General features: G+C 65.4%; 17 protein-coding genes and 3 pseudogenes. 7 read left to right on the top strand and 13 right to left on the bottom strand.

The genetic code is table 11. The features are described from left to right. Positions 1-70 precede the first annotated feature (70 nt). Both ACVWWN_RS02880 and ACVWWN_RS02885 read left to right on the top strand, forming a co-directional pair. Positions 71-1,097 (top strand): annotated as a pseudogene (locus ACVWWN_RS02880) (fused (3R)-hydroxyacyl-ACP dehydratase subunits HadA/HadB). Positions 1,098-1,233: 136 nt separating this feature from the next. Further along, positions 1,234-2,268 carry an MBL fold metallo-hydrolase gene (locus ACVWWN_RS02885; RefSeq protein ID WP_457148977.1) on the top strand — a complete coding sequence of 345 codons (1,035 nt, stop codon included), beginning with the start codon at positions 1,234-1,236 and terminating at the stop codon, positions 2,266-2,268. 6 nt (positions 2,269-2,274) lie between these two features. On the opposite strand, the gene ACVWWN_RS02890 is transcribed toward ACVWWN_RS02885, so the two are convergent. Then, entirely contained in the window at positions 2,275-3,267 is a 993-nt protein-coding gene (locus tag ACVWWN_RS02890; protein ID WP_457142541.1) for an amidohydrolase family protein, read from the bottom strand. 372 nt (positions 3,268-3,639) lie between these two features. Here ACVWWN_RS02890 and ACVWWN_RS02895 point away from each other — a divergent pair. Together ACVWWN_RS02895 and ACVWWN_RS02900 are read left to right on the top strand one after the other, a co-directional pair. After that, positions 3,640-4,362: pseudogene (locus ACVWWN_RS02895) on the top strand (cbb3-type cytochrome c oxidase subunit I); the annotation flags it as partial. A gap of 181 nt (positions 4,363-4,543) precedes the next feature. After that, a complete protein-coding gene (locus ACVWWN_RS02900; protein WP_457142542.1) occupies positions 4,544-5,932 on the top strand; it encodes a glycoside hydrolase family 27 protein in 1,389 nt (462 codons plus the stop codon). A gap of 16 nt (positions 5,933-5,948) precedes the next feature. On the opposite strand, the gene ACVWWN_RS02905 is transcribed toward ACVWWN_RS02900, so the two are convergent. From ACVWWN_RS02905 to ACVWWN_RS02960, 12 genes and pseudogenes are all read right to left on the bottom strand, one after another. Then, positions 5,949-7,280, bottom strand: a complete 1,332-nt coding sequence (locus ACVWWN_RS02905; protein WP_457142543.1) for an MFS transporter — start codon at positions 7,278-7,280, stop codon at positions 5,949-5,951. A gap of 1,165 nt (positions 7,281-8,445) precedes the next feature. Next, positions 8,446-9,246 (bottom strand): N-acetyltransferase family protein, encoded by an 801-nt coding sequence (locus tag ACVWWN_RS02910; RefSeq protein WP_457142544.1) that lies wholly within the window; start codon positions 9,244-9,246, stop codon positions 8,446-8,448. 134 nt (positions 9,247-9,380) lie between these two features. Then, entirely contained in the window at positions 9,381-10,136 is a 756-nt protein-coding gene (locus ACVWWN_RS02915) for a methyltransferase domain-containing protein (protein WP_457142545.1), read from the bottom strand. Between the two features lie 138 nt (positions 10,137-10,274). Then, positions 10,275-11,072, bottom strand: a complete 798-nt coding sequence (locus ACVWWN_RS02920; protein WP_457142546.1) for a class I SAM-dependent methyltransferase — start codon at positions 11,070-11,072, stop codon at positions 10,275-10,277. Positions 11,073-11,094: 22 nt separating this feature from the next. Beyond that, a pseudogene (locus ACVWWN_RS02925) lies at positions 11,095-12,848 on the bottom strand (phosphocholine-specific phospholipase C). Between the two features lie 117 nt (positions 12,849-12,965). Further along, positions 12,966-13,808 carry a bifunctional allantoicase/(S)-ureidoglycine aminohydrolase gene (locus ACVWWN_RS02930; protein WP_457142547.1) on the bottom strand — a complete coding sequence of 281 codons (843 nt, stop codon included), beginning with the start codon at positions 13,806-13,808 and terminating at the stop codon, positions 12,966-12,968. Between the two features lie 138 nt (positions 13,809-13,946). Next, positions 13,947-15,287, bottom strand: coding sequence for an allantoinase AllB (gene allB / locus ACVWWN_RS02935; RefSeq protein WP_457142548.1), 1,341 nt, complete (start codon positions 15,285-15,287; stop codon positions 13,947-13,949). Beyond that, positions 15,284-16,774: an NCS1 family nucleobase:cation symporter-1 gene (locus tag ACVWWN_RS02940; protein ID WP_457142549.1), complete on the bottom strand. Its 1,491-nt coding sequence runs from the start codon at positions 16,772-16,774 to the stop codon at positions 15,284-15,286. The genes allB and ACVWWN_RS02940 overlap by 4 nt, the downstream gene beginning before the upstream one ends. Before the next feature lie 60 nt (positions 16,775-16,834). Continuing rightward, complete coding sequence (locus tag ACVWWN_RS02945) at positions 16,835-17,965, bottom strand: glycerate kinase (RefSeq protein WP_457142550.1); 1,131 nt, start codon at positions 17,963-17,965, stop codon at positions 16,835-16,837. Between the two features lie 8 nt (positions 17,966-17,973). Further along, the gene (gene gcl, locus ACVWWN_RS02950; RefSeq protein WP_457142551.1) at positions 17,974-19,749 is read right to left on the bottom strand and encodes a glyoxylate carboligase; all 1,776 of its coding nucleotides are present in this window, start codon (positions 19,747-19,749) and stop codon (positions 17,974-17,976) included. Beyond that, positions 19,746-20,630, bottom strand: coding sequence for a 2-hydroxy-3-oxopropionate reductase (locus ACVWWN_RS02955; RefSeq protein ID WP_457142552.1), 885 nt, complete (start codon positions 20,628-20,630; stop codon positions 19,746-19,748). The genes gcl and ACVWWN_RS02955 overlap by 4 nt, the downstream gene beginning before the upstream one ends. A gap of 12 nt (positions 20,631-20,642) precedes the next feature. Further along, positions 20,643-21,440, bottom strand: coding sequence for a hydroxypyruvate isomerase family protein (locus ACVWWN_RS02960; protein ID WP_457142553.1), 798 nt, complete (start codon positions 21,438-21,440; stop codon positions 20,643-20,645). A 258-nt stretch (positions 21,441-21,698) separates the two neighbouring features. Between ACVWWN_RS02960 and pucL the strand changes: the two genes are divergently transcribed. The 3 genes from pucL (at position 21,699) to uraD (ending at position 26,120) form a co-directional block, all read left to right on the top strand. Next, complete coding sequence (pucL, locus tag ACVWWN_RS02965) at positions 21,699-22,607, top strand: factor-independent urate hydroxylase (RefSeq protein ID WP_457142554.1); 909 nt, start codon at positions 21,699-21,701, stop codon at positions 22,605-22,607. Positions 22,608-22,618: 11 nt separating this feature from the next. Then, complete coding sequence (locus ACVWWN_RS02970; protein WP_457142555.1) at positions 22,619-24,094, top strand: nucleobase:cation symporter-2 family protein; 1,476 nt, start codon at positions 22,619-22,621, stop codon at positions 24,092-24,094. Positions 24,095-24,185: 91 nt separating this feature from the next. Further along, on the top strand, positions 24,186-26,120 hold the full coding sequence (gene uraD / locus ACVWWN_RS02975; RefSeq protein ID WP_457142556.1) for a 2-oxo-4-hydroxy-4-carboxy-5-ureidoimidazoline decarboxylase: 1,935 nt from the start codon (positions 24,186-24,188) through the stop codon (positions 26,118-26,120). Positions 26,121-26,126: the final 6 nt, after the last annotated feature.

A 26,126-nucleotide genomic window follows, 5' to 3' on the forward strand; every position in this document is an offset into this window, starting at 1 on the left:
CGCAGTTGCCGCACGTTAGCGTGTTGTGGTCGGACGCGGCGAACAGGCGAAAGAAGAGTTGAGCAGATTCATGACGGCAGCAGCAGAAAGAGTCCGCGCTCGAAGCGCGCGTCGGCCACTACTACCAGATGGACGGTACCTACCTGGTCGGCCGCGAGAAGGTCCGTGAGTACGCCCGTGCAGTGCAGGACTACCACCCTGCGCACTGGGATGTCGCCGCCGCCGCTGAGCTCGGATATTCGGACCTGGTGGCGCCGCCGACGTTCACGTCCACCCCAGGCATGACCTGCAATCGGCGCATGTTCGAACAGGTAGTCGTCGGTTACGACACCTATATGCAGACCGAAGAAGTCTTCGAGCAACACCGCCCCATCGTGGCCGGCGATGAATTGCACGTCGACGTCGAATTGACCTCGGTACGCAGGATCGCCGGCAGGGACCTGATCACCGTGACCAACACCTTCACCGACACGGCAGGGGAGCGCGTGCACACCTTGCACACCACCGTCGTCGGCGTCACCGCCGAGGATCTCAATCCGGAGATCAAGACGGCCGTGCAGAAGGCGATGATGCACGACGTGGACATCTTCGGCATCGGCGAAGAGGACTACCACAAGACCGTGCGTCCCGATGCCGACGTTCGAATCAGCGAAGGAGGCTTGACTCGCACTCCTGGGACTCGGTCCTTCGATGACGTGAAGGTCGGCGACGAGCTACCGACGCGTCACACCCGCCTGTCCCGCGGCGACCTGGTGAACTATGCCGGAGTGGCCGGTGACGCCAACCCGATTCACTGGGACGAGGACATCGCCAAACTGGCCGGGCTGCCCGATGTGATCGCCCACGGCATGCTCACCATGGGGTTGGGCGCCGGATTCGCCTCGGCATGGACCGGGGACCCCGGTGCGGTCACCCGCTACGCGGTGCGGCTGTCGGCGCCCGCGGTCGTGTCGGCAAACGAGGGCGCAGACATCGAGTTCAGCGGCCGGGTCAAATCGCTGGACCCGGAGAGCCGCAGCGGTGTCGTCCTCGTCGCCGCGAAGTCGGACGGCCGGAAGATCTTCGGCCTGGCGACATTGGACGTGCGCTTCCGCTGACCCTGCGGCGGCACGGGCGGCGGCAAACCCAAAGTTGGGCGCTGCCAACCCGTCTATCAGTTAACCTCACCGCGTGGGGCGCAGCTGCGGTGACGGCACAGCCGAACTCTCGCGCCGGACCTTGCTGGCCGCGTCGATGTCGGCAGTCGTCGGTGGTGCCGTGCTGAGTTCCTCGGGATCCGCTTCGGCCGAGCCGGGCAGTCCCGCTGCTCTGCCCGAGAATGCCTTGGTCACGTTGGGTGTCCAAGCCGGTCCACCACCTGTTCCGAACCGGACGGGGATCTCATCGACGCTTAAGGTAGGCAAGGACGTCTACCAAATCGACTGCGGGTTGGGCTCATTGAACGCTTTCACCAACGCGGGCTTCACGTTCGACGACCTCAACAGCATGTTCATCACCCACCTGCACACCGACCACATGGTCGACTACTGGAGCTTCTTCCTCTCGGGTGGCTACACGGCCTCGAAGGGAAAGGCGCCGGTCACCGTTTACGGCCCGGGTTCGGCGGGCGGACTACCGCCGAGCCGGGTGGGAAACGCCGATCCCGCGACAATCGACACAGCGGAGTCGACGCCCGGATTGGCCGTCGCCACCCAAGCACTGCAGCAGGCGTTCGCCTACACCAACAACATCTTCATTCGTGACATGGGCACCGACGACATCGATAGCCTGATCGACGTCGTCGAGATCGCGGTGCCGCCGGGGTCGAATTACCGCGACAGATCGCCGAAGACCCTACCGTTCCCCGTGATGGCGGACGCCAATGTGACCGTCACGGCGACGCTGGTGTCCCACTATGACGTGTACCCGGCGTTCGGCTTCCGATTCGATCTGACGAAGTCTGGGGTGTCCGTGACCTTCTCGGGCGATACGACGAAGTCCGGCAACCTGATCACCCTCGCCCAGGACACCGACATCCTGGTGCACGAGGCCCAGTTCAGCCTCGACGACGCCTACTACGGCAACAGGTTTCCGCCCAATTACCTGGTGAACTCCCACACATCGGCAGAGCAGGTCGGTGAGGTCGCCGCAGCGGCCAATGCCAAACGAGTGATACTCAGCCATTACTCCCCGACGGACCTACCGGACTCCGAGTGGCAGAACGCCGTCGGCAAGCACTTTTCGGGGGAAGTCACCGTGGCCCGCGATGGCCAGGTCTTCGCCCTCTGACTCCAGTCACGACCCGATCATTTCTGGAATGCGCCTACCGAAGAGCCGAATAGCGTTGTCGGAACCGACCTTGCGACGTGTCGCGTCGTCCATGGGGAATTCGGCCATGAACTGCGCGCCTGCCTGATTGTCGTCCATGGGGTAGTCGACCGAGAACATCACGCGATCGGCGCCCATCACCTCGAGCGTGCACGCGAAGGACGGCGGACAGAAGTTGCCGCTCGTCGTGACGTGGAAGTTGTTCCGGAGATATTCCGACGGGAGGCGCTGCAACCCCCGGCTCGAACCTTCGCCACCGCCGAGCCCGTAATACCGATCGATCCGGTACGCGGCGAACGGCAGCATCTCACCAAGATGACCGATGATCATCTGAAGCCGCGGGTACTTGTCGAACAGCCCGGAATAGATGAGCCGCAACACGTGCGTCCCGGTCTCGGTGGCAAATCCCCAAGACGCGAGGTGCATGCCGTCGGCAACGTACGGCGCGAACCACGCCTTCATCACGGCGGGATGCGGCGTCGTGGGGTGCAGGTAGATCGGTGCACCGATCGACTCGGCGCATGCGAACAGCTGCTCGTACGCCGGGTCGTCGAGGTAGCGGCCCTGGCAATGTCCGTTGATCAGTCCGCCGACGAGTCCCAGTTCGGCTACCGCACGTTCCAATTCGGCCGTCGCGGCGGCGGGATCCTGGGTCGCCAAGGTGGCAAAACCACCGAACCGATTCGGATTGCCGCGCACCGTGTCGGCCAGATCGTCGTTGGCGCGCCGGGCGAGGTCGGTAGCCCGTGTGGCGTTCGGCTCGTCCTGGACACCCGGATCGAAGAGCGACAGGATCTGGAAGTCGATTCCGGCGGCGTCCATCTGCTCGAGGCGAAGCGGGCCTCTGTCGTACAACCGCTCATACGCGACATGGTTGTTGGATCGCAACCAGGTCGCAACGACGTTGCCGGCACTCGCTGGGTCCCATGCGTAGTGCTCCTCGAGCGCGATCAACGACATGGCACCTCCGCGGTCAGTCTGTCTACGGCGATTCGACTGTAGCCCTGGGCCATCGAGGTGCCGTGGATGTTGGGGGTCGTACTTGACAGCGCGTTGACCGCTCCTAGTCAGGAGGCAACGGGGAATCCGTTCGTCCCAGCGTTCGGCACGCGGACCTCGACGGGACGCCGGACATCGACGGCCGCATGTAGACGCGACGGCGACCCAGGCGGGCTACGAGCCGGACCTCGAATCATTGTCCCGTCGCTGATTGATGCGTGCGTAGGCCATCTCTTCAGGTTGGTGTCGCAAGCCTGCGTTTGGCCGCCCATCGCGCGGGTACCCGCCCGCCGCGATACGCGTCTCGAATCGTGAGCCACCTGGGAGGAGGCTGTGACCGCCGAGGCACCGCCGATCGATCTGTTGCAGAGCCGGCGGCCGTTTCCGGCGCGGCTCGGTGTGCGGGGCAATCTCGTCTGCAAGTTGGTGACCACGACCGATCACAAGTCGATCGGCATCATGTACGTGGTCGCCTGTTTCGGCTTTTTCTTCGTCGGCGGCCTGATGGTGCTGTTCATGCGTGCCGAACTCGCGTCGCCCGGGTTGCAGTTCCTGTCGAATGTGCAGTACGACCCTGTTCACCATGCACGGCACGATCACGTTGCTGTTCTACGCGACCCCGATCGTGTTCGGATTCACCAACCTCGTGCTGCCGCTGCAGATCGGCGCACCCGACGTTGCATCTCCACGGCTCAACGCCTTCAGCTTCTGGCTGTTCCTGTTCGGCGGTTTGATCGCCACGGCGGGATTCATCAGCCCCGGCGGCGCCGCGGACTTCGGCTGGACGGCCTACCCCCCGTTGACCGACGCCATTCACTCCCCCGTGCCCGGCGGTGACCTATGGATCATGGGCCTGGCTGTCGGCGGTCTCGGCCCATCCTCGGTGGCGTCAACATGATCACCACCGTGGTCTGCATGCGGGCACCGGGGCTGACGATGTTCAGGATGCCCATCTTCTACCTGGAACATCCCGGAGACGTCGATCCTGGTGCTGCTGGCCGTCCGATCCTCACCGCGGCGTTGTCCGGGCTGGCCGCCGACCGCCACCTCGGCGCGTGAGTCTCGCGGTGACCGCAGCTACCGCGTGATCGCAGCCGCATTCGATCCCACGGTCGAAGCGACTGCCGACTCGTGCGTACCGCGGATGAACTGCCTTAAGATCGAAACTGGCCAGACTGACAGCGGGAATGCAGTCGTCTTACAGCCGGTGGTCATCTGAGGCGGCGAACCTCAGCAGATGGGAGCACGGTTCGCATCGATGGTCGCATCCCTGGGTTTGATATGCGTTACCAGCGTTGGATGCGGGGCCGCGTTGACAGATGCGGGCGCCCCGGTCCGCCACTCCCCGCCGATGGGGTGGAACTCCTGGAATTCCGGCATCCCCCTGACACAGCAGACGGTCGAGCAGACCATCGACGCGATGGTGAGCTCGGGCATGCGCGACGCCGGCTATCGATATGTCAACCTCGACGCGGGCTGGGCGGCGTCGACCCGCGGTTCGGATGGCAAGCTGCGTGCTGACCCGAAGGCGTTCCCCGGCGGGATCGCGGCGCTGGCCTCCTATGCGCATGACCGTGGGATGCTGTTCGGCATCTACGCCAGCCCGTTCAACCAGACATGCGGGCAGGATCTGCGGATCGGCAGCAGGGGCCACGAATCCACCGATGCACAGACCTTTGCCGACTGGGGTGTGGACTACCTGAAGTACGACTGGTGCCGCGGCAATGCCGATCACGGCGAACAAGTACGCCTGTTCACGGCCATGCGAAACGCATTGCGCGCCACCGGACGTCACATCTTCTACAGCATCAACCCGAACAGCTCCGACGATCACCGGGCCGGGATCAACTACGACTGGTCCGGCATCGCCGACATGGCCCGCACGACCGCCGATCTGGTCCCGGTGTGGCGCAGCACCCTGCCGCCGGTGAACAGCGCGGATTCCTTCCTGACGGGAACCAACCTCGGGGTGCCCGACGAGTTCGCTGCGTCGGTGAAGGTCGCCGGGCCCAGTCACCCGGGATATTCGGCCGATCCCGACATGCTCGTCGTCGGTCTTCCCTGGAGCGAGTACTTCGTCAACCATCTGGCCGTCAATCGGTCCATCATCGCCGAATATCTGGCGTCACCAGATCGCCTGAAGAAGCTCGGCGACAAGTTCTCGCTGTCCGACATCCAGCTCGCCTGGCGTGCCACCGCCCAGCCCGCTTTGACGGAATCCGAACAGCGCAGCCATTTTTCGCTGTGGGCGATGCTTGCGGCCCCCTTGATCGCGGGCAACGACGTGCGGTCCATGACCGAGGCGACCCGCGCCATACTGACCAACGCCGACGTCATCGCCGTCGACCAGGACCCGCTGGTGGCGGAGGCAGCACCCTCGCCGCGGGATCGTCGGGTACTCGTCAGGCCGCTCGCCGGGGGCGATGTGGCCGTGGCGCTCTTCAACGCCGACGACCACCCCGCCACTATCACCACCAATGCAGCGGTGGTAGGGCTGCCCTCGGCGCCGTGCTACTCGGTCCGCGATCTGTGGTCGCATACCGACTCCACGGCCGCAGGCGCTATCAGCCGCCTGGTAGCCCCGCACGACGTGGTGATGTTGCGCATTTCCACACGCTGTCGATGACCAACCGGCTCCGCGATCAGTCCTGCAGCACCGCCGCCTTGCGGGCACCGAATACGACGAACCCCGAGACGCAGGTTCCGACGGCGCCGACCAGAAGCGTGGCATGTCCCCAGGTCGAGCCGCTCGCAAGCATCGCCGTGACGATTGCGCCGGCCACGACCGAGCCGGGCTGGGACAGGGCGTTGAGGAAACCGGTGCCAGTGGCGCGGCAGCTCGTGTCGTAGCACTCTCCCATGTACAACAGCATGGCGGCGTACGGGCCGATCAAGAAGAACAAGCCGAGCGAGTAGAGGATGACCACGCTGACAACGCCCTGGGCCACCGTCAGCATGAGAGCGAACAGGATCCCCGAGATGATCCAGCCGAAGGCGATCACGTTGCGGCGACCCAGCCGGTCACCGAGGAAGCCGTGCGTCACGTAGCCGAGGTACCCCACGCCGTTCGCCACGATGAGCAGCACCAGCGAATTGGCGAAGCTCACGTTCTTGCCCTCGGTGAGCACCGTGGTGCCCAGCACGGAGAAGAGCTGCATGCCGGCCGAGTTGATGAACCAGGCGGCACCGAGCACCAGCGTATTACGCAGTGCCTGACCCTGGAAGATCGCCGCCAGCGGGGCGGTCGGCCGATCGCTGACGCCGTAGGCGCGCGCCAGTTCGGCGGCCTCGGCGTCCCGGCCCTTCTTGCGCAGCCCACGCAGTTGCAGTTCCAGCTCGAACTGCGGCGTCTCGCGCAGCCCCCGCCGCATCAGGGCGATGAGCACGGCGGGGAACACCGCGAGTAGGAAACACCCCCGCCAGCCGAGCCACGGCAGGAAGATCGCGACCCAGGCGGAGGCCAGGAGCACGCCGAGCGGGAAGGCGCCCTGCACGAGACTGTAGATCAGGCCGCGACGCCGCTTGATCGTCTCGTCGTCGGTCACCGCGTAGATCTCGGTGAGATAGGTGGCGTTGACCGCCTGCTCGGCCAGGCCGAGACCACCGAGGGACCGGACGCCGATGAGGTAGGCGGCACTCGGGGTCAGAGACGAGAGGGCCGACGCGACCGCCGTACCCGAGACGGTGAGGATCATCCCTTTGCGGCGCCCGATCCGGTCGGTGATCGGCCCGACGGCCAGCGCGATGACTGCGGTGGCGACCGAGACGAGCGTGGAGACCAAAGACGCCGTCGCTTTGTCCCACCCGAAACTGGCGGCGATCTGCGGCAGCAGCGTGCCGAACATGATGAAGTCGAAGACCGCGAAGAGCCAGGCGAAGAAGGCGATGATCGTCGCCTTCCGGGTGGCGCTCCTTCCCACTCGTTCAAACGACTTGGTCGCGCGAGTGACGTCGCTCTCGGGTACAGCGGACATGGCAGTGCCCCCTTCAAGATTGCTCGAAGACGAAAGAACCAGACTCTCTGGATCGCCGACTACGACTCAGAACGTCATCAGCGATTCCGTAGAACGCGGCGCACTCTGTCGTGCCCGTTGGTGTAATCCAGCCGTGTGGTCACCCGGCTGCGGCAGCGTGGTCGCACATTTCACATAAGTGCTATTAACGCGAAAATCGTCCGTTGGCGAAACGCGGATTCCGGGATGCATGCCACTTCGTGCTCGTCGTGCGCCGAGCCGGACCGCGGTCATTCGGCCCGACGTACGGGCTCATCGGGTGAATGTCACCGTGAGGATTCGTCGCGGAACATGTTGATTACCACGTCTTTCGACCTCAATAGGGAGGGTCGGGCGGATAACACTGGGATGGTGGGCGTGTTGGCATGGGGACCCTGTAGTTGGTGACGAGGAGCACAGGCTTTCGTGGCGAGATAGTCCGGAGTCTCAGGGAGCCCAATGACTCCATCCTCCGGCGCAGTGCGGGCCGGCCGACCGCGGAAGTAGGCAGCCTGCCGGGCATCGAGGGCCTGCGCTGTAGCGAACTCATTTCGAGATCCGTGATACGGGTGCCTGCTCGTCGCTTGTGCCGTACATCACCTTCAACGCTGAGGCAATGTATTTCACACCCGATTGCGGAATGCGGAGCCGGCGCGAAACGTATACAGGACCGTAGGCACTAGCCGATTGGAAAGAAATTACGATGACTGAAACCGTGTCTCGATGGTGTGCAGCGCTTGGGACGTGCGCAGTGGTTGCGGCCGCGGCCATTGGAGCGGTGGGCCTTTTCGACAATCATTATTCTGATGCCGTTGCCAAGTCGGGCTCGTCCAGTTCAGGCGTTACGGCTGGCTCTACGGAAACCGAGGGCACGCCGCCGTCGGCGCCGGTGACCTCGATGGCAGTACCGGCCATCAAGGGGCCGGCCCCGCTCCCCTCCGAAGACCAGGGTGTGCCTGGCTGATCGGTGTCGATTCGGACCTCGGTGACGCGCACACCCACCAAGCAGGCATAGAGCCAACGTCTTCATCAATATCTCGGCGACTGTCCACGTCAATGCGCCTTGCTTTCCCCAGATCCCGCGCGGCAACAGGACTTTTGACCCTGTGCTTCTGACCGTCGGCTTGGCGCACCAGATCCTCGCGGCCTAACTCGGCAGGACTGAGACCGGGGGCGCTCGATAAACCGCCACATGAGGCACATCCAGTTCAAATCCGGCGTTTCGGTAGACCAGCCCGGCGGGGTTGACGGCCTCTGTGACGATCACCCATTGGTTGCACCCCTGGTCAGCCGCCCATGCTGCCGCGACACCAAGCAGGTGTGACGCGATTCCACGTCGACGGTAGGCGCCTTCGGTGCCAACGTCCTGATAGCGCGCCGTCGCACCGCAGCGGACAACACCCAGTTCGCCAACAAGTCGTTCGCCCGCGAAGGCGCCGACGAACATCGCAACACCGCGTGCACACAGGTCGCGCTGGGCCTCGGCACGTGCCCGCATGAACCGCTCGTGCTGAACCGGCTCGTACCGGCCGGTGAGGTTGTTTTCCGCAACCTGGCGGTCGATGAGTCGCTCCCAGTCGTCACCGACCAAGGCACGCACCGTGCAGCCGTCGGGGGCCGGTGTCTGACGCGGCAAGATCGAGGTCGCGAGAACCTCGACAAGGTCCAGTTCCAGCCCGTGCTCGGCCCACCCGGAGGCGTCCCTGGGCATCTGCGCGAGGCCAATCGCGATCCAGTCAGCCTCGGGTACCTCGGATTCGAAAACGGCCAACCACCTGGACGCATCATCGACGGCGTCCGGGTCGGTGACGAAAAGGCAGTTCCCCCAGTGGTATAGCGGATGGTCTGGACTCCGCACCACCAGATGGTCACCGCGGTCCCGTACCGTCGACCCCATGTGTTCGAGCACCGCGACATCGGTCGCCCAACCAAGCGGCAGCATGCCCATTACCCCGACCTCAGTTGTTCGGCGGTGCACTACGGCTTGAGTCTTTCACACCTCTTGCGGTGATACATCAGATGCGATCGCGGCCCGGGTGCTCGGCCTCGAGTCCGCATGTCTGTGCGCATTATGTTGTGTGGTCAGGGCCGGACAGCCTCGAACAGGGTTCGCGTGGAGTGCGAGATGAAAACCCCATCGGCGACGATTCGTTCGTGCAAAGCGTGCAGCCGGTCGCGGTAGCGCTCGACGGAAAAATCCGGGACACACCAGATCACTTTGCGCAGAAAGTAGACCACCGCCCCGATGTCAAAAAACGAGACCCGAAGGCGTGCCGTCTTGAAATCAACGATCTCAAACCCCGCCGCAGTAGCGGCGGCCTTCTCACGGTCGCAGTGGCGTGGCCCGGTGACATCGTCGCGCGGGCCGAGGAACCATTCGTAGAGTTCGGCATTCGTCCGGGCCCCGATGTGCTGTGCGAGGTACCTGCCGCCCGACGTCAACACCCTGGCGATCTCGTCCCACCACGTGCTGTTCGGATGCCGGCTGCTGACCAGGTCGAAAGCCCCGTCAGCGAACGGCAGTGCCCGTTCGTCCGGCGTGGCGACCACCACGACGCCGCGGGGATGCAGCCTCGCGGTCGCCTTCGCATAGTTGGGCGGCCACGACTCGGTCGCCGCCATGGTCGGCGGCAGAATGGGCACCCCACCGAGGACCTCACCGCCGCCGGTCTGAATATCCAGGGCCGCCTTGGCTTCCGCCATCCGCTCGGTGAGCAGTCGCTGGTACCCCCAGGGTGGTCGTTGCTCCTTCGCTCGGCCCTCGAGCCAAGAGAACTCCCAGCCCGAGACGTCGACACTATCGGCCTCGGCGATGAGATCATCAAAGCTGACTGACATGGCCTCATCCTGCCACGCAGGCCAGGCGGCAAATAAGGCTCAGATCCCTTGGCAAATAACAAGTATCAACAGGCGGCGAGGCGACGACGCCGCCCGAACTGTGACTCGCTTACCCGAAGATCGGGCAGTCGATGGCTTTCACAGCTGCTGCACGCGCAGTACGGCGGTCAGCATCGGGAGGGTGAACTCGCCGCTAGTGGTCTCTGGTCTGCCGGCGAGGAACGCTCGGATCCGGTCCAGGGTGGCGTCTCGCTCGTGCTCTGGCATGACCAACACCCCCGCGCGTGTGGCGATTGTTGCGACGAGGGAGTCGGCGGTGCGACGCTGTCCATGCGGGAACTCGGCCTGCTCCGGCAAGCCGAACTGGGCGGCCTGGGCGATGTCGGGAAGGTGTAGGCCTGCCGTCGCGGCGCGCCAGCCGCTGAGCGTGTCACGTGGGCCGATGGCCGCGCTTCCGCCGATCCGCTCGAGTCCGCCAACCCAGCCGATCCGGTTGTCCATGATGTTCCACAAGCCGGCCAGGATGCCGCCGGGCGCGAGCACCCTGGCTATCTCGGGACCCGCGGCGGCCATGTCGAACCAGTGCAGGGCATTTCCGGCCAGCACGGCATCGACCGACGCATCCGGAAGCGGTATCGCCTCGGCACTGCCGGACAGGGCGCGAAGTGCCGGCCATGCGCGACGCAGCACTGTCAGCATCGCCGGATCGGGCTCCACTGCGATGGGGTCGGCGCCCAGCGCCACCAGCGTGCCGGTCAGCTTCCCGGTTCCGGCGCCGAGGTCCAGCACGCGCGCACCGGGGGTGGCCTCCAGCGCCCAGCGCACCGCGGGCGGCGCGTAGTCCGGGCGGTGTTCGTCGTATGCGACCGCCACTGCACCAAACGACGACGCCTGAATCAGCCGCGCGTGCACGCGGACACCCTGGCTGTGCCGCACGCACATTCCTGGCTGGGCCGATTCACACGGCCTGCCGGAATCCGGCGGGCCCGTACGCCACGATCGCGCCGGCGCCGCCCGGAATGGGCCACGTGGCAGCGTCATTGGCATTCACCACAATCCAGTCGGATTGCTGACGGCCGTCCACCGTGTAGTACAGACCCACCGGTGCGTCGGCCGTACCCGCGTTGGTCACGTGCACGCCGGCCACCCTCTTCTGCGCCGCCAGCCGGTACGGGATCGGCCGTTGCTTGCGGGTGCCGGGTTCCTGGCGTGGCTGCTCGCCCGAGGTGGTCGGAAGTGGTTGTTCGGGAAGTGTGGTCTGGTTCTCGGCGGCTGCCACCAGCACTGAGGTGTCGGGCAGCGCAGGTGGTTGCGGGTTGAATGACGTGAAATCGAAGCACTGGGTCAGGTCGCCGCAGATCGACCGCCGCCAGGCGCTGATATTCGGCTCCCTGACACCGGTCACCTTCTCCAGGAACTGCAGCACCGAGGTGTGGTCGTACACCTGCGAGCTGGTCCAGCCCCCGGTGCTCCAGGGCGATACCACCGTCATCGGTACCCGCGGCCCAGACCGATCGGCAGTCCGTTGATGAATTCGTTGGGCGTGCCGTCCGGCGGAGACGGCGGAATCGCGTGGTCGTAGAACCCGTCGTTCTCGTCGAAATTGATCAGCACCGCGGTGCTTTCCCACACCGCCGGGTTGCTCCAGAGGGTGCTCAACACCTTCTGGAGGTAGTCGGCACCGTCAGCCGGCCGGCCCAGGGGATGCTCGCTGTACAGGTAGGGCGCCACCACGTAGGAGATCGTCGGCAGCGTGTTGTGCGCGACGTCCGCGACGAATGCACTCAGCAGGTAGTCGAGGTCGCGGCCTCGGCCGGAGTTGGGTTTCCAGCCGCCGTGCAGCGCGGCGCGCAATGCCAGGTCCTGCGCCGTGCCGGTCGCGGCGTACGACTCGTGGTACTGGTCGAACAGCCACATGGGGTTGTCGCCGTAGTCACCGACCCAACCGTCGTCGCCGTCACCGTCGCCGACCTCGTCGTTGGCGTAGGTCTTCCAGGAGACGCCGGCCTCGTGCAACCGCTCTGGGTAGGTCTTCCAGCTGTAAACGGGTTTGTAGTCCGTCGGGTTCTCGGTGACCGGCCCGCCGTTCTTCCCGGCGGGGTCGACCGTGCCCGACCACTGGTAGAGCCGATTGGGCATGGTGGGGCCGTTCAGTGAGCAGAAATACTGATCGCAGATCGTGTAGTGGTCGGCGAGCGCGTACTGCCACGGAATGTCGTCGCGGGTGAAGTAGCCCATGGTTTCGGTGGTCTTCGCTGGAATCCACCGGTTCCACTCGCCGTTGTTGCGCGCTTGGTGCGTGCCTTCCCAGCTGTGGTCGAGGTCCTCGGCCTGCTGGGTATTGAAGAAACGCGTGTCCATGCGGTAAGGCCGGATGGTGGTCGCACCGGCGACATCGGAAACCGGCTGCTGATAGATGCTCGTGCCGTCGGGGTAAGTCAGCGCTGCCGGATCGTCGAAGCCCAGCACGCCCGGCATGGTCCCGTAGTAGTGATCGAAAGATCGGTTCTCCTGCATCACGATCACCACGTGTTTGACGTCGGCGATGGTGCCGGCGCGGTGCGCGGCACCGCCGGCCTGGGGACGGTCCGCCAGTGCCCGCGCACCGGTGAAAGCCGTGGCGGCGGTGGCGGCGAGCGCGGAACTGACGATGAAGGATCGACGCGAGAACGGAGTCACGCACTGTAGATAGCGGCGCAAAGTGTCTCGCATCGTCGCCGAAGATGGCCGGCATCCGACGCCGCGGTGAACCGCCCCGCGGAGTTGTCTGATGGCCCGTCTACCCGTGACTGCAGGTCCCGTTCCCGACGCCCTGCCAAGCGCACTGCGTCAGACGAACTGGCGACTCAGCTTGGCGTGCCTGTTGACATCCTTGTACAGCAGGTACCGGAACCGCCCCGGGCCGCCCGCGTAGCAGGCCTGAGGGCAGAAGGCGCGCAACCACATGAAGTCGCCCTCTTGCACTTCGACCCAGTCCTTGTTGAGCAGGTAGACCGCTTTACCCTCGAGCACATAGAGGCCGTGCTCCATCACGTGCGTCTCCGGGAACGGGATCACGCCACCAGGTTCGAAGTTGACGATGTTGACATGCATGTCGTGGCGGACGTCGGATGGATCGGCGAACCGCTGCGTGGTCCACCGCCCTTCGGTCCCCACCATCTCAGCACCTTCGACGTGAACCTCGTTGGTGACAAACGGTTCCGGTAAGGCGAGACCATCAACGCGCTCGTAGGCTTTGCGGACCCAGTGGAAGCGGGCCGTCTCGGCGGTGTTGTTGCGCAGCGTCCATTCACAGCCCGGCGGCAGGAATGCATACCCCCCCGGGGTCAAGTCGTGCTTGTCGCCGTTGACCACGAGCGTGAACCCGCCCTCCACGACGAACAGCACACCCTCGGCGTCGGGATCGAGTTCGGGCCGGTCACTACCGCCCTCGGGTGAAACCTCGACGATGTACTGCGAGAACGTCTCCGCGAATCCGGACAGCGGACGGGCGATCACCCACAGCCGGGTGTTGTCCCAGAACGGCAGGTTGCTGGTGACGATGTCGCGCATGGTGCCCCGCGGAAGCACGGCGTACGCCTCGGTGAAAACCGCGCGGTCCGTGGTCAACTGGGTCTGCGGTGGATGTCCGCCGGTCGGCGCGTAATACCGTGGCGCGTCCTTGTTATTCATGCCTCGTCTCCCACTCGCTCCGGTCCTCGCTTCGCTGCGATCCTCACTCGCGATCGCCTTCGCGTCTTCATGCCTCGTCTCCCACTCGCTCCGGTCCTCGCTTCGCTGCGATCCTCACTCGCGATCGCCTTCGGGTCTTCATGCTGCACCTCTACTCAGGAGCCGGCCCTGCGGCTCGTCGTCGATGTCGATCTGTTTACCCCCCAACCACGTGCTGCGCACCTGACCGGCGAGCGGACGACCGTCATACGGGGTGATCGCGTTCTTGTGGTGCAGGCGGTGCACGTCTACCACGAACGCGTGGTCAGGCGCGAAAACGCAGAAGTCGGCATCGTATCCGATGTCGATACGGCCCTTCCTGCGCAGACCGGTCTGCTTCGCCGGCGCCTGACACATCCATCGGCAGACGTCGACCAGGTTGTAACCCCGCTGGCGGGCCTGGGTCCACACCGCCGAAAGGCCCAGTTGCAGCGAGGAGATCCCGCCCCATGCCACCCCGAAGTCACCGATGTCGAGGCACTTCAGGTCCACCGTCGACGGCGAATGGTCGGAGACGACAAGATCGATCACCCCTTCCCCGAGCCCTCGCCACAACAGCTCCCGGTTGCCGCCTTCCCTTATCGGCGGGCAACACTTGTATTGCGTTGCGCCGTCAGGAATCTCTTCGGACGCGAACGTCAAGTAATGGGGGCAGGTCTCGGCCGTGATGCCGATGCCGTCGCGCCGCGCGCTCGCGATCATCGGCAGCGCATCCGAGCTGGAGACGTGGAGGATATGCACGCGACAGCCGGTCCACCGGGCAAGCTCGATAACCTGCGCGATGGCAAGGTTTTCCGCCCCTCTCGGCCGTGAGGACAAGAAGTTGGCGTAGGTCTCGCCGTGCGCGGTCGGCGCGTGCTCGATCGCGTGGGTGTCCTCGGCGTGCACGATCATCAACCCGTCGAACGACGCAATTTCGCGCATGGCCGCCTCGAGTTGGTCGGGATCGAGAGGCGGGAACTCGTCGACACCGGAGTGCAGGAGGAAGCACTTGAAGCCGAAGACGCCCGCGTCGTACAGCGGCCGCAGGTCGCTCACATTGCCGGGTATCGCACCACCCCAGAAGCCGACGTCGATGTGCGCCTGACTCTCAGCCGTTTTGCGTTTCACCTCGAGCGCCGCCACATCGACGGTGGGCGGAATGCTGTTGAGGGGCATGTCGATCAGCGTCGTCACCCCGCCTGCCGCGGCCGCTTTCGTCGCGCTGGCGAAGCCCTCCCAGTCCGTGCGACCGGGGTCGTTGACGTGCACGTGGGAGTCGACGATCCCCGGCAAGAGTGTTTCGTCGTCGGGGAGTTCGACCACCTGTGGGGCCGTCAGGTCCGACTTGAGTGGCTCGATGGCGACGATGGTGCCGTCTTTGACGCCGACGGTGCGGCTCACCTCGCCGGCCGTGCTGATCACGCGGGGAGCACGGATCACCAGATCGAGGTCCGTCATGCTTGTGCCTCCTCGGATCGAGTTGCATCACGGGCGTTTCCGCCTTCCAGCTCCCGCTGCCGGAAGTCGCGGGCGGAGATCGCGAAGTACAGCACTGCGGCGATTACCACACCAACAAACCAGGAGAACGCCGACCACTGCTCCCAGGGTTTGTACAGCGCGACGAACAACGAGAACACCGCGGCCACACCACCGGCGATGAGCGCCTTGGGATTCCAGCCGCGCCGGTAGTAGTAACGACTCCTCGGGTCGTCCAGGTACAGCTCTTCGATCGAAACTCGTTGCCGCCGAATCAGATAGTAGTCGGTGAAGATCACGCCGAACAGCGGGCCGAGCAGGGCGCCGAGCCCGCCGAGGAAGTAGAAGATCGCGTCGGGGCTGCTGTACAGGTGCCACGGCGTGATCACCACGGCCGCTACGGCGGCGATCAGGCCGCCGCGGCGGAAGTCGATGTGCTTGGGTGCGACGTTCGCCAGGTCATAGCTGGCCGACACGAAGTTGGCGACCACGTTGATGCCGATCGTTGCGATGACGAAGGTGATGGCCCCGATGACCGTGACCCAGACGTTGTCGATCCTGGCGACGATCTCGACGGGGTCGGTGATCGCCTCCCCGAATACCGCGATGCTGCCTGCGGTGACGGCGACCGTGACGACGGCGAATGCCATGAAGTTGATCGGCAGACCCCAGAAGTTGCCGCGCACGACGGTGGGCCGGTTCGGCGCGAACCGGGAGAAGTCGCAGAAGTTCAACAGCAGCGTCGAGAAGTAGGTGATGGTCAGCGCGCACGCGACGAGGAAAGCCTGCACCGCGGCACCACCGGTCTTCTGCTCGTCGGTCAGGTTCAGCGAGAAGTCCGAGCCGGCCTCGATCACTATCCACACGGCGAGCACGAACATCACCACCCAGATGGCCGGGCCCGCCCAGTCCTGGAACCGGCGCACGGTCTCCATGCCGCGGCGGATGACGAGTAGCTGCAATGCCCACAGGACCGTGAACGCTGCCCAGCCGAGCATGTCGAGGCCGAGGAAGTTCCCGCCACGGTGCTCGGCGAGGCCGGGCCATGCCGCGATCGCGAGCACGACCACTGCCTGTGAGGCCAGCCAGGTCTGGATGCCGTACCACGCGATCGCGATCACCGCCCGGATCAGTGCGGCGAGATTGGCGCCGAAGACACCGAAGGAAATGCGGGCGATCACCGGGTAGGGCACACCGGTGGCCTGCCCGGCGAAGCCGGTGAGATTCATCAGGAAGAAGACGACGGTGATGCCGAGCACCAGCGCGACGAACACCTGCCATCCGACGAGCCCGGTGAAGAACAAGCCCGCGGCAAACGTGTACCCGCCGATGCTGTGCACGTCGGACATCCACATCGCGAAAAGGCTGTAGGTGCCCCAGTTCCGTTCACGAGCGGGCGCAAGGTCCTCGTTGTACAGCCGTGGGCTCGGCTCGACGGCATCAGATCCGCTGATGGTGGAGTCGCTCATGATCCCTACCTTCGTACTCCGTCTTGATTCGGTCTACCTTCGTCCGGCCCTTGAATCGGTCTACCTTCGTCCCGACAGAAGGTCGGTCGCTATCAGTTCGCCGAGGCGCACCAGCAGCGGTGCGGGGTCGGCGATGCATTTCCGGACATCGGGCTCGAGATCGGTGAGGGCGTACGCGGCGATGATGCCCGCCGAGCGCAAGGATTCGGCGCTGAGCAGATTGCGGCCGCATACCGCGACAACCGGGATGGCTGCCGCCACGGCCGCAGCGGCGACGCCCGCAGGGGCCTTGCCGTGCAGGGTCTGCTCGTCGAGGGCGCCTTCGCCCGTCACGACGAGGTCAGCCTCGGCGAGCCGGTCCGAGAAGCCGACCAGCTCGAGGACCAGGTCGACGCCGGGCCGAAGCTCCGCGTCGAGGACGGCGAGCGCGGCGAAGCCGGTTCCGCCTGCCGCCCCGGCACCCGCGTGGCGGCGGAAATCTGCACCCGTTGCCCCGGCCACGAGGTCGGCGAAATGCGCCAGCGCATCGTCGAGTTCGCGGACCTGTTCGGGCGTTGCGCCCTTCTGCGGCCCGTAGACGGCGGCTGCGCCTTTTGGCCCGGTGAGTGGGTTGTCGACATCGCTGGCGAGGATGACGCGGACACCGAAGGTCCGCTCACGCAACGCGGCCAGCTCCACGCTCGCGATCCGGGTGAGGGCGGCGCCGCCGTCTCCGACCGGTGCTCCATCGGCGTCGAGCAGAACTGCGCCCAGCCCTGCGAGGAATCCGGCGCCCCCGTCGGTGCTTGCCGATCCGCCGATGCCGAGTATGACGGTGCGGCAACCCGCAGCGATCGCCGCCGCCATCACCTCACCGACACCCCGGCTCGACGCGTGCAGTGGGGCGAGGACGCCGCCGGGCAGCCGGGTCAGCCCGGCCACGTCGGCCATCTCGACCACCGCAAGGTCCGCGCGGCGGGCGTAACCAGTGTGCACCGGCTCCCCCGTCGGTCCTGACGCCACGACGGGGACGTGCTCGAACCCGGCGGCCAGCGCGGCAGCGATCGTGCCGTCGCCGCCGTCGGCGACCGGGACCGACTCCACACGCGCATCCGGCCGCGCCCGGCGCACCCCCTCGGCGACAGCGTCGGCGACCTGAGCGGCCGTCAGCGACCCCTTGAACTTGTCTGATGCGATCAGCACAGTGGGCATTGTCGGGTCTAGTCGAGCAGTGCGATCGCCGTGGGGGCGTCCTCGCCCGCCAGTGCCAATTCCTCGAATTCAACGACGTTGTCGATCTCTGTGCCCATCGACACGTTGGTGACCCGTTCGAGGATCACCTCGACGACAACCGGCAGCCGATGTTCTCTCATCAGCTCCTTGGCGTGCTCGAACGCGGACAACAGCTCGTCGGGCTCGGTGACGCGGATCGCCTTGCAGCCCAGACCTTCCGCCACTTTGACGTGGTCGACCCCGTATGCGCCCAGCTCGGGGCTGTTCACGTTGTCGAAGGACAACTGCACGCAGTAATCCATGTCGAAGCCGCGCTGCGACTGCCGGATCAGGCCCAGGTATGAGTTGTTCACCACGACGTGGATGTATCCGATGTTGAACTGAGCGCCGACCGCGAGTTCTTCGATGAGGAACTGGAAGTCGTAGTCACCCGACAACGCGACGACTACTGCGTCCGGGTCGGCGGTCGCGACCCCGAGTGTCGCCGGGATCGTCCACCCGAGCGGGCCCGCCTGCCCGGCGTTGATCCAGTGCCGCGGCTTGTACACGTGCAACAACTGCGCGGCTTGGATCTGGGACAGGCCGATGGTGCTGACGTAGCGGGTCTCGGGTCCGAACGCCTTGTTCATCTCCTGGTACACCCGCTGCGGCTTGATCGGGACATTGTCAAAGTTGGTCCTGCGCAACATACTTCGCCTGCGCACCCGGCATGATTCAGCCCACGCACCGCGGTCGGGAAGCCGGCCCTCGGCGTACCACTCCTTGGCGACCTCGACGAGCACCTCGAGCGCGGCCCTGGCGTCGGACACGATCGCGTAGTCGGGCGCGAAGATGCGACCGATCTGCGTCGGCTCGATGTCGACGTGCACGAAGGTGCGGCCTCTCGTGTAGGTGTCGACGCTGCCGGTGTGCCGATTGGCCCAGCGGTTGCCGATGCCGAGCACAAAGTCCGATTCGAGCATCGTCGCGTTGCCGTAGCGGTGCGACGTCTGCAGCCCGACCATTCCGGCCATCAGCAGGTGGTCGTCGGGGATGGTGCCCCAGCCCATCAGGGTCGGGACGACGGGCACACCGGTGATCTCGGCGAGCGCGACAAGCAAGTCGGCGGCATCGGCGTTGATCACACCGCCGCCGGCAACGATGAGGGGCCGCTCGGCCGTGGCGAGCATGGTCAGCGCCTTCTCCGCTTGCTTGCGGGTAGCGGCAGGCTTCGGCACCGGCAGTGGTTCGTAACTGTCGATGTCGAAGTCGATTTCGCCGAGCTGCACATCCATCGGCAGATCGATGAGCACGGGACCGGGGCGGCCCTCACGCATCACCTGGAAGGCCTTCTGGAAGGTGCCGGGCATCTGCGCCGACTCCATCACCGTGACCGACCATTTCGTGACGGGCTTGGCGATGTCGGCGATGTTGATGGCCTGGAAGTCTTCCTTGTGCAGTTTGGCCACCGGAGCCTGCCCGGTGATGCACAGGATCGGGATCGAGTCGGCCGACGCGGAGTACAGCCCGGTGATCATGTCGGTGCCCGCCGGGCCGGACGTGCCGATGCACACGCCGATGTTGCCCGCCGTGGCCCGGGTGTAACCCTCGGCCATGTGGGAGGCGGCCTCGACGTGCCGTGCGAGCACGTGTTTGATGCCGCCGTGCGCTCGCATCGCGCTGTAGAACGGGTTGATGGCCGCACCGGGCACGCCAAAGGTCTGGGTGGCGCCCTCCTTCTCCAGGATCAGCACCGCGGCGTCGACCGCACGCATGTTGGTCATGATTGAGTCCTTCCGCTCAGTCGCTCCACCCCGCGCAGCAGTCCGGAGTGGTCGAGCCCGCCATCACCGTTGGCAAGGGCACTGGCCATCAGTTGGGCCACGATCGCGCCCATGGGTACGACGACGCCCGCTTCGCGGGCGGCGGCGGTGACAATGCCAAGGTCTTTGTTGTGCAATGCGATCCGGAAGCCCGGCTCGAAGGATCGATCGAGCATGTTCTGCTTCTTCTGATCCAGCACCTTCGAGCCGGCCAGGCCGCCGCCGAGCACCTCGAGGGCGGCCGTGGTATCCACGCCGTAGGCCTCGAGGAAGACGACCGCCTCGGCGAGCGCCTCGATGTTCGCGGCGACGATCAGCTGGTTGGCCGCCTTGACCGTCTGGCCCGCTCCGCTGGGGCCGACATGGACCACCGTCTTACCCACCACGTCCAGGTAGGGCTTGGCCGCTTCGAAGTCGTCCGCCTCGCCGCCGACCATGATCGACAGCGCCGCATTGACCGCCCCGGCCTCGCCGCCCGAAACGGGCGCGTCGACCAGGCGCAGACCCATGGTTGCGGCCTGCTCGGCGAGTTCGGTGGTGACGTCGGGGCGGATGCTCGAGAAGTCGATGACGAGCGTGCCCGGTTTCGCGTTGTCGAACACCCCGCCCTCACCCGCGAGCACATCGGACACATCGGGCGAGTCAGGCACCATCAGGCAGACCACATCGGCGTCGCGCACGGCGTCGGCGATCGACTCCGCTGCGCGGCCACCCGCGTCGACCAGAGGAGCGGCCTTCTCCGGCGAGCGGTTATATCCGGCCACCTGATGGCCCGCCCTCACCAGGTGGACCGCCATCGGACTGCCCATGATGCCGAGGCCGATGAACGCAATATTGGTCATGCGCAGTTCTCCTTAGCTCTGAATCCAGCCGAAGCTGTCGGCGGAAGCGCCGGACGGTTTGTATTCGAGGCCGACCCAGCCGTCGTAACCCGCGGCCTTGAGGTCGGCGAGCTGCCGCAGCAACGGAAGCGAACCCGTTCCTGGCTCGTTGCGGCCGGGGGCGTCGGCGATCTGCACGTGTGCGATTCGGTCGGTGTGGTCGGCGATGACCTTGTCGACGTCGTCGCCGTTGACCGCCAGGTGATAGAGGTCGGCGAGCAGACCGAGGTTCGGCTCGCCGGCACGGTCGATCGCGGCGAGCGCATCGGCGGCGGTGAGAAGCGGGTACGCCGGCGCCCCACTGACCGGCTCGACAAGCACGGTGCCGCCGATGCTCGCGGCCCCCCTGGCTGCCAGCGCGAGGTTTTCGGCGCCGAGTTCATCCTGTTCCTGCGGTGTCGCGCCCTCGACGCGATTACCGTACAGAGCGTTGAAAGCCTTGCAACCCAAACGTTTTCCGATAGCGATCGTGACGTCGATGTTGTCGCGGAACTCTGCGTCGCGGGCGGGCCACGACACGAGGCCACGGTCACCGCCGGGCATATCACCCGCGAAGAAGTTCAGCCCCGCGAGTTGCGCACCCGCGTTCTCGACCGCCGCAACGAATGCGTCGACGTCCTTGTCGGCGGGCACCGCCTCGGGGAACGGCCACCAGAACTCGACGCCCTCGAAACCCGCCTGCTTAGCCGCGGCGGGGCGCTCCAGCAGGGGGAGTTCGGTGAAAAGGATCGAACAGTTGACTTCAAGGGGAAGCTGGTGACTCTTCAACATGACTTCGACATCTCTTCCGTATTACGGAAATATACTTCTGTATTACGAAAACAGACAGTACGCCCGTGTTACACGTCACGTCAAGAGGCCGAACACCGGCTCAAACGGATCAGATCGCTCCACCATCTTGACAAGGTGTGTGAGGTAGGTCACGATTGATTTTAGGAATGGAAGTTTATTTTCGCAATACGGAAGAAATACTCCGGTCGCACGGAGGTCATTCCGCGATGCGAGAACAACAAGGTGCAAGGAGCAGGAATGGGCATCGCCCTCGGACCGAACCAGTACGGGAAGGCAGAAAACCGAGTCGTGCGCGTGTATCGCGACACCGACCGGCATGAGATCCGCGATCTGAACGTGTCGACAGCGTTGCGCGGCGACTTCACCGCGGCCCACATCACGGGCGATCAGGGCGATGTGCTGCCCACCGACACGCAGAAGAACACCGCGTTCGCTTTCGCCAAGGAGAAGGGCGTCACCTCCCCTGAGCAGTTCGGGATCGCCCTCGGAGCGCAATTCCTGGACGCTGCTCCGAAGGCGACGGCGTCCAGGATCGGGATCGAGGAGTACACCTGGGAGCGCATCGAGGTGGACGGCTCCGGGCACGACCATTCGTTCGTCCGACGCGGCCCCGAGTTCCGCACCACCGTGGTCACCACCGACGACAGCGGCGGCGAGCGCCGGGTCTGGGTCGTCTCCGGTGTGCAGGATCTCGTGATTCTCAAATCGACCGGGTCGGGCTTCAAGGGCTTCCTGAAGGACAAGTACACGACCCTGCAGGAGACCGAGGACCGGATCATGGCGACCTCGCTGACCGCCCGGTGGCGCTACGAGCACACCGACGTCGACGACTGGAACAAGACCTACGACGACATCAAGCGGACCATGCTGGAAGTGTTCGCAGGCAGATACTCCGAAGCCCTGCAGCAGACGCTCTACCAGATGGGCGAGGCGGTGCTCGAGGCACGTCCCGAGGTGGCCGAGATCAAGTTCTCCGCACCCAACAAGCACCACTTCGTCGTCGACCTGTCGCCGTTTGGCGTGGAGAACAACAACGAGGTCTACATCGCCGCCGACCGGCCCTACGGCCTGATCGAGGCCTCCGTCGTGCGCGAGGGCGGCTCCGACCCCGGTGACGCCTGGTTGAACACCCCCGGCTTCTGCTGAGGTACGCGACGATGAATCTGCTCACAGGTGCCGGACGAAATCCGGCGCGCCGCGGGCGTCCTGAGGACCAGATGTACGGCTTCGGACAGCTGCTTGCCTACGGGACGCAGCACATCCTGACGATGTATGGCGGCGTCATCGCGCCGCCCCTCATCGTCGGCGGTGCGGCGGGCTTGTCGCCGGGCGCCATGGCATTGCTGGTGACGGCCGGGCTGTTCGTGAGCGGCCTGGCCACGCTGCTGCAGACGCTCGGACTCGGACCCGTCGGCAGTCGTCTGCCCATCGTCCAGGGCATCTCGTTCGCGAGTGTGTCGACGATGGTTGCGATCGCCAGTGAGGACGGCTTGCGCCCGGTCTTCGGCGCGATCATCGTCGCCGGGCTCATCGGCCTCGCCCTGTCATCGTTTTTCGCCCAACTGGTGCGGCTGTTTCCTGCCGTCGTCACTGGCACGATCATCACGGTCATCGGGTTGTCACTGATGCCGGTGGCGTTCCAGTGGGCGATGGGCAACAACTCCGAGGCGCCCGACTTCGGCTCGATGGGGAACATCGGTTACGCCGGTCTGACGCTCGTCATCATCCTGGTGATCAGCCGGCTCTTCCAGGGCACGCTGTCACGCCTGTCGATCCTGATCGGGCTCGTGGCCGGGACCGTGATCGCCGCGTTCGCGGGTAGAGCCGACTTCTCCACGGTCGGTGATGCCGACATCCTGGCGTTGCCACCGATCCTCCACTTCGGGACACCCACTTTCCAAGTGGGAGCGATCATCTCGATGACGATCGTGATCCTCGTGATCATGACCGAGACCACGGCCGACATCCTCGCGATCGGAGAGATCGTCGGGACCAAGGTCGACGCGAAGCGCGTCGGCGCGGGCCTGCGCGCCGACATGGCCGCCACAACCGTCGCTCCGCTGTTCGGCACCTTCCCAGCGAGCGCCTTCGCACAGAACGTCGGACTCGTCGCACTGACCGGGATCAAGAGCCGATTCGCGGTGGCCATGGGCGGGCTGGTCCTCCTTCTGCTCGGCCTACTGCCCGTAGTCGGAGCGGTGGTCGCCGCGATCCCCTACCCGGTGCTGGGCGGCGCCGGCATCGTGCTGTTCGGGTCGGTGGCCGCAAGCGGCATCCGCACGCTCTCCCGGGTCGATTACCAGGACAACCTCAACATGGTCATCGTCTCCGTCGCAGTCGCGGTGGGCATCATCCCGATCGCGGCACCGGACTTCTGGGAAGCGTTCCCGGACTGGTTCGGCGTCATCATGCACTCCGGCATCAGCGCCACCGCGCTCGTCGCTGTCGTCCTCAACGTGCTCTTCGACGAGATCCGTTCCGGCAAGAAGCCGGGCGCATCGGTGATCGCCGCGGCCGAAGCGGAGCTCGACAAGCTGGGCGACACGCTCGATGACGAGATGAAGGAGCAGCAGAAGCTGCCCGTCGTCGTGCGCCGTCAGAGCGACGACCACGCCCCGTCAGCGGACCACTGACCGTGCGCCTTTGCAAAAACCCCACCTCATGGTCGACGGGCGGCTCCAATTGGTATGACGCCCCTGGCTTCTGCTGAAAGGACGGCATCCCATGACCAAATCCACCTCCGCGACTCTCGAAAAGCCGCGCCCGAAGAAGCACCCGGTCGACGAGATCCTTCCGGTCCCCAAACTGGCGGTCTACGGCTTCCAGCACGTGCTGGCCTTCTACGCCGGCGCGGTGATCGTCCCGATCCTGCTGGCGAACTCGATCGGGCTGACCACCGACCAGCTCATCCACCTGATCAACGCGGATCTGTTCACCTGCGGCATCGCCTCGATCATTCAGTCCGTGGGCTTCTGGAAGATCGGGGTGCGGCTGCCGCTGCTGCAAGGGGTGACCTTCACCGCGGTCTCCCCGATGATCGCCATCGGGATGGCCGCCGGCGGTGGCACCGACGGGCTGTTGGTGATCTACGGCGCGGTCATCGTGGCCGGGCTGTTCACCTTCCTGATCGCCCCGTTCTTCTCGAAGCTGATCCGCTTCTTCCCGCCAGTGGTGACCGGATCGGTGATCACGATCATCGGTATCGCACTGCTGCCGGTCGCGGCGGCGGACGCGGCAGGCGGGGCGGGGCCGACGCTCGACCCGACCAGCGGAAAGAACATGGCCTACGCGTTGGGCACCCTGGCGCTGATCGTCCTCATCCAGCGCATGTTCAAGGGCTTCATGGCCACCGTCGCGGTGCTGATCGGCCTGGTCGTCGGAACCGTGGTGGCCTACATCCTCGGCGACGCCCACTTCGACGCGGTGGTCACTTCGTCCTGGTTCGGCGTGACGACGCCGTTCTACTTCGGCTGGCCCAAGTTCGCGCTCGCCGCCATCGTCTCGATGATCGTGGTCATGCTCATCACGGCCGTCGAGACCACCGGTGACGTGTTCGCCACCGGCGAGATCGTGGAGAAGCGCATCGTGCGCGAGGACATCGCCCGTGCGCTACGCGCCGACGGCCTGTCCACCACGATCGGCGGTGTCCTGAACTCTTTCCCGTACACCTGCTTCGCCGAGAACGTCGGCCTGGTCCGGCTCACCCGGGTGAAGAGCCGTTATGTCGTCGCCACGGCCGGGGCGATCATGATCATCCTCGGATTGCTACCGAAGGCGGCGGCCATCGTGGCCGGTATTCCGCACCCGGTGCTCGGCGGGGCCGCCATCGCCATGTTCGCCACGGTGGCGGTGGTCGGCTTCCAAACACTTTCCCGGGTGGACTTCCACGACCATCGCAACGTCGTCATCGTGGCAACCAGCGTCGGCCTGGCCATGTACGTGACCGCCCAGCCCGACGTGGCCAAGGCGGTGCCGGAATGGGCGCAGATAATCCTGGGCAGCGGGATCACGCTGGGCAGCATCACCGCGATCGGGCTCAACCTGGTGTTCCATCACATCGGCAAGGGCCGTGGCCCAGCCGTCGCGGGCACGCCAGGCGCTGGGTTGGTGCGACTCGACAACGTGAACAACATGTCCTCGGATGAGTTCGTGCGCACATTCTCCGGGCTGTTCCAGGGCCCGGACTGGGTGGTGGAACGGGCCTACTCTCAGCGTCCGTTCAGCGACACCCTGGACCTGCGCCGGGCGTTCCAGGAAGCGTTGTTCGCGGCAACCCCGCAAGAACAGGAGCAGCTCATCAGCTCCTACCCCGATCTGGGGGCCGTCTCGGTAGCAACGGGCGAGGAGGGCGAGGACTCGATATCCGACCAGTCGGTGCTTGGGCTGACTCGGCTCGCCGAACACGAGCACCAGGAGCTGGCGGCACTGACGGAGGCTTACCGCGACCGCTTCGGCTTCACGTTGATCATGGCCGTGCGCGATCAGGCGAACATCGACCAGCTGCTGCGGCACGGCTGGGAACGGCTGAACAATTCGCCGACCCAGGAACACGCGGCGGCATTGATCGAGATCGCGAAGATCGCCACGTACCGGTTCGACCAACTGGTGGCCGAGGCAAACCCGATCCACTCGGCCCGCACCCGGCATCTCGACACTTAGAGAGGC

The organism is Mycobacterium sp. URHB0021, assembly GCF_054057895.1.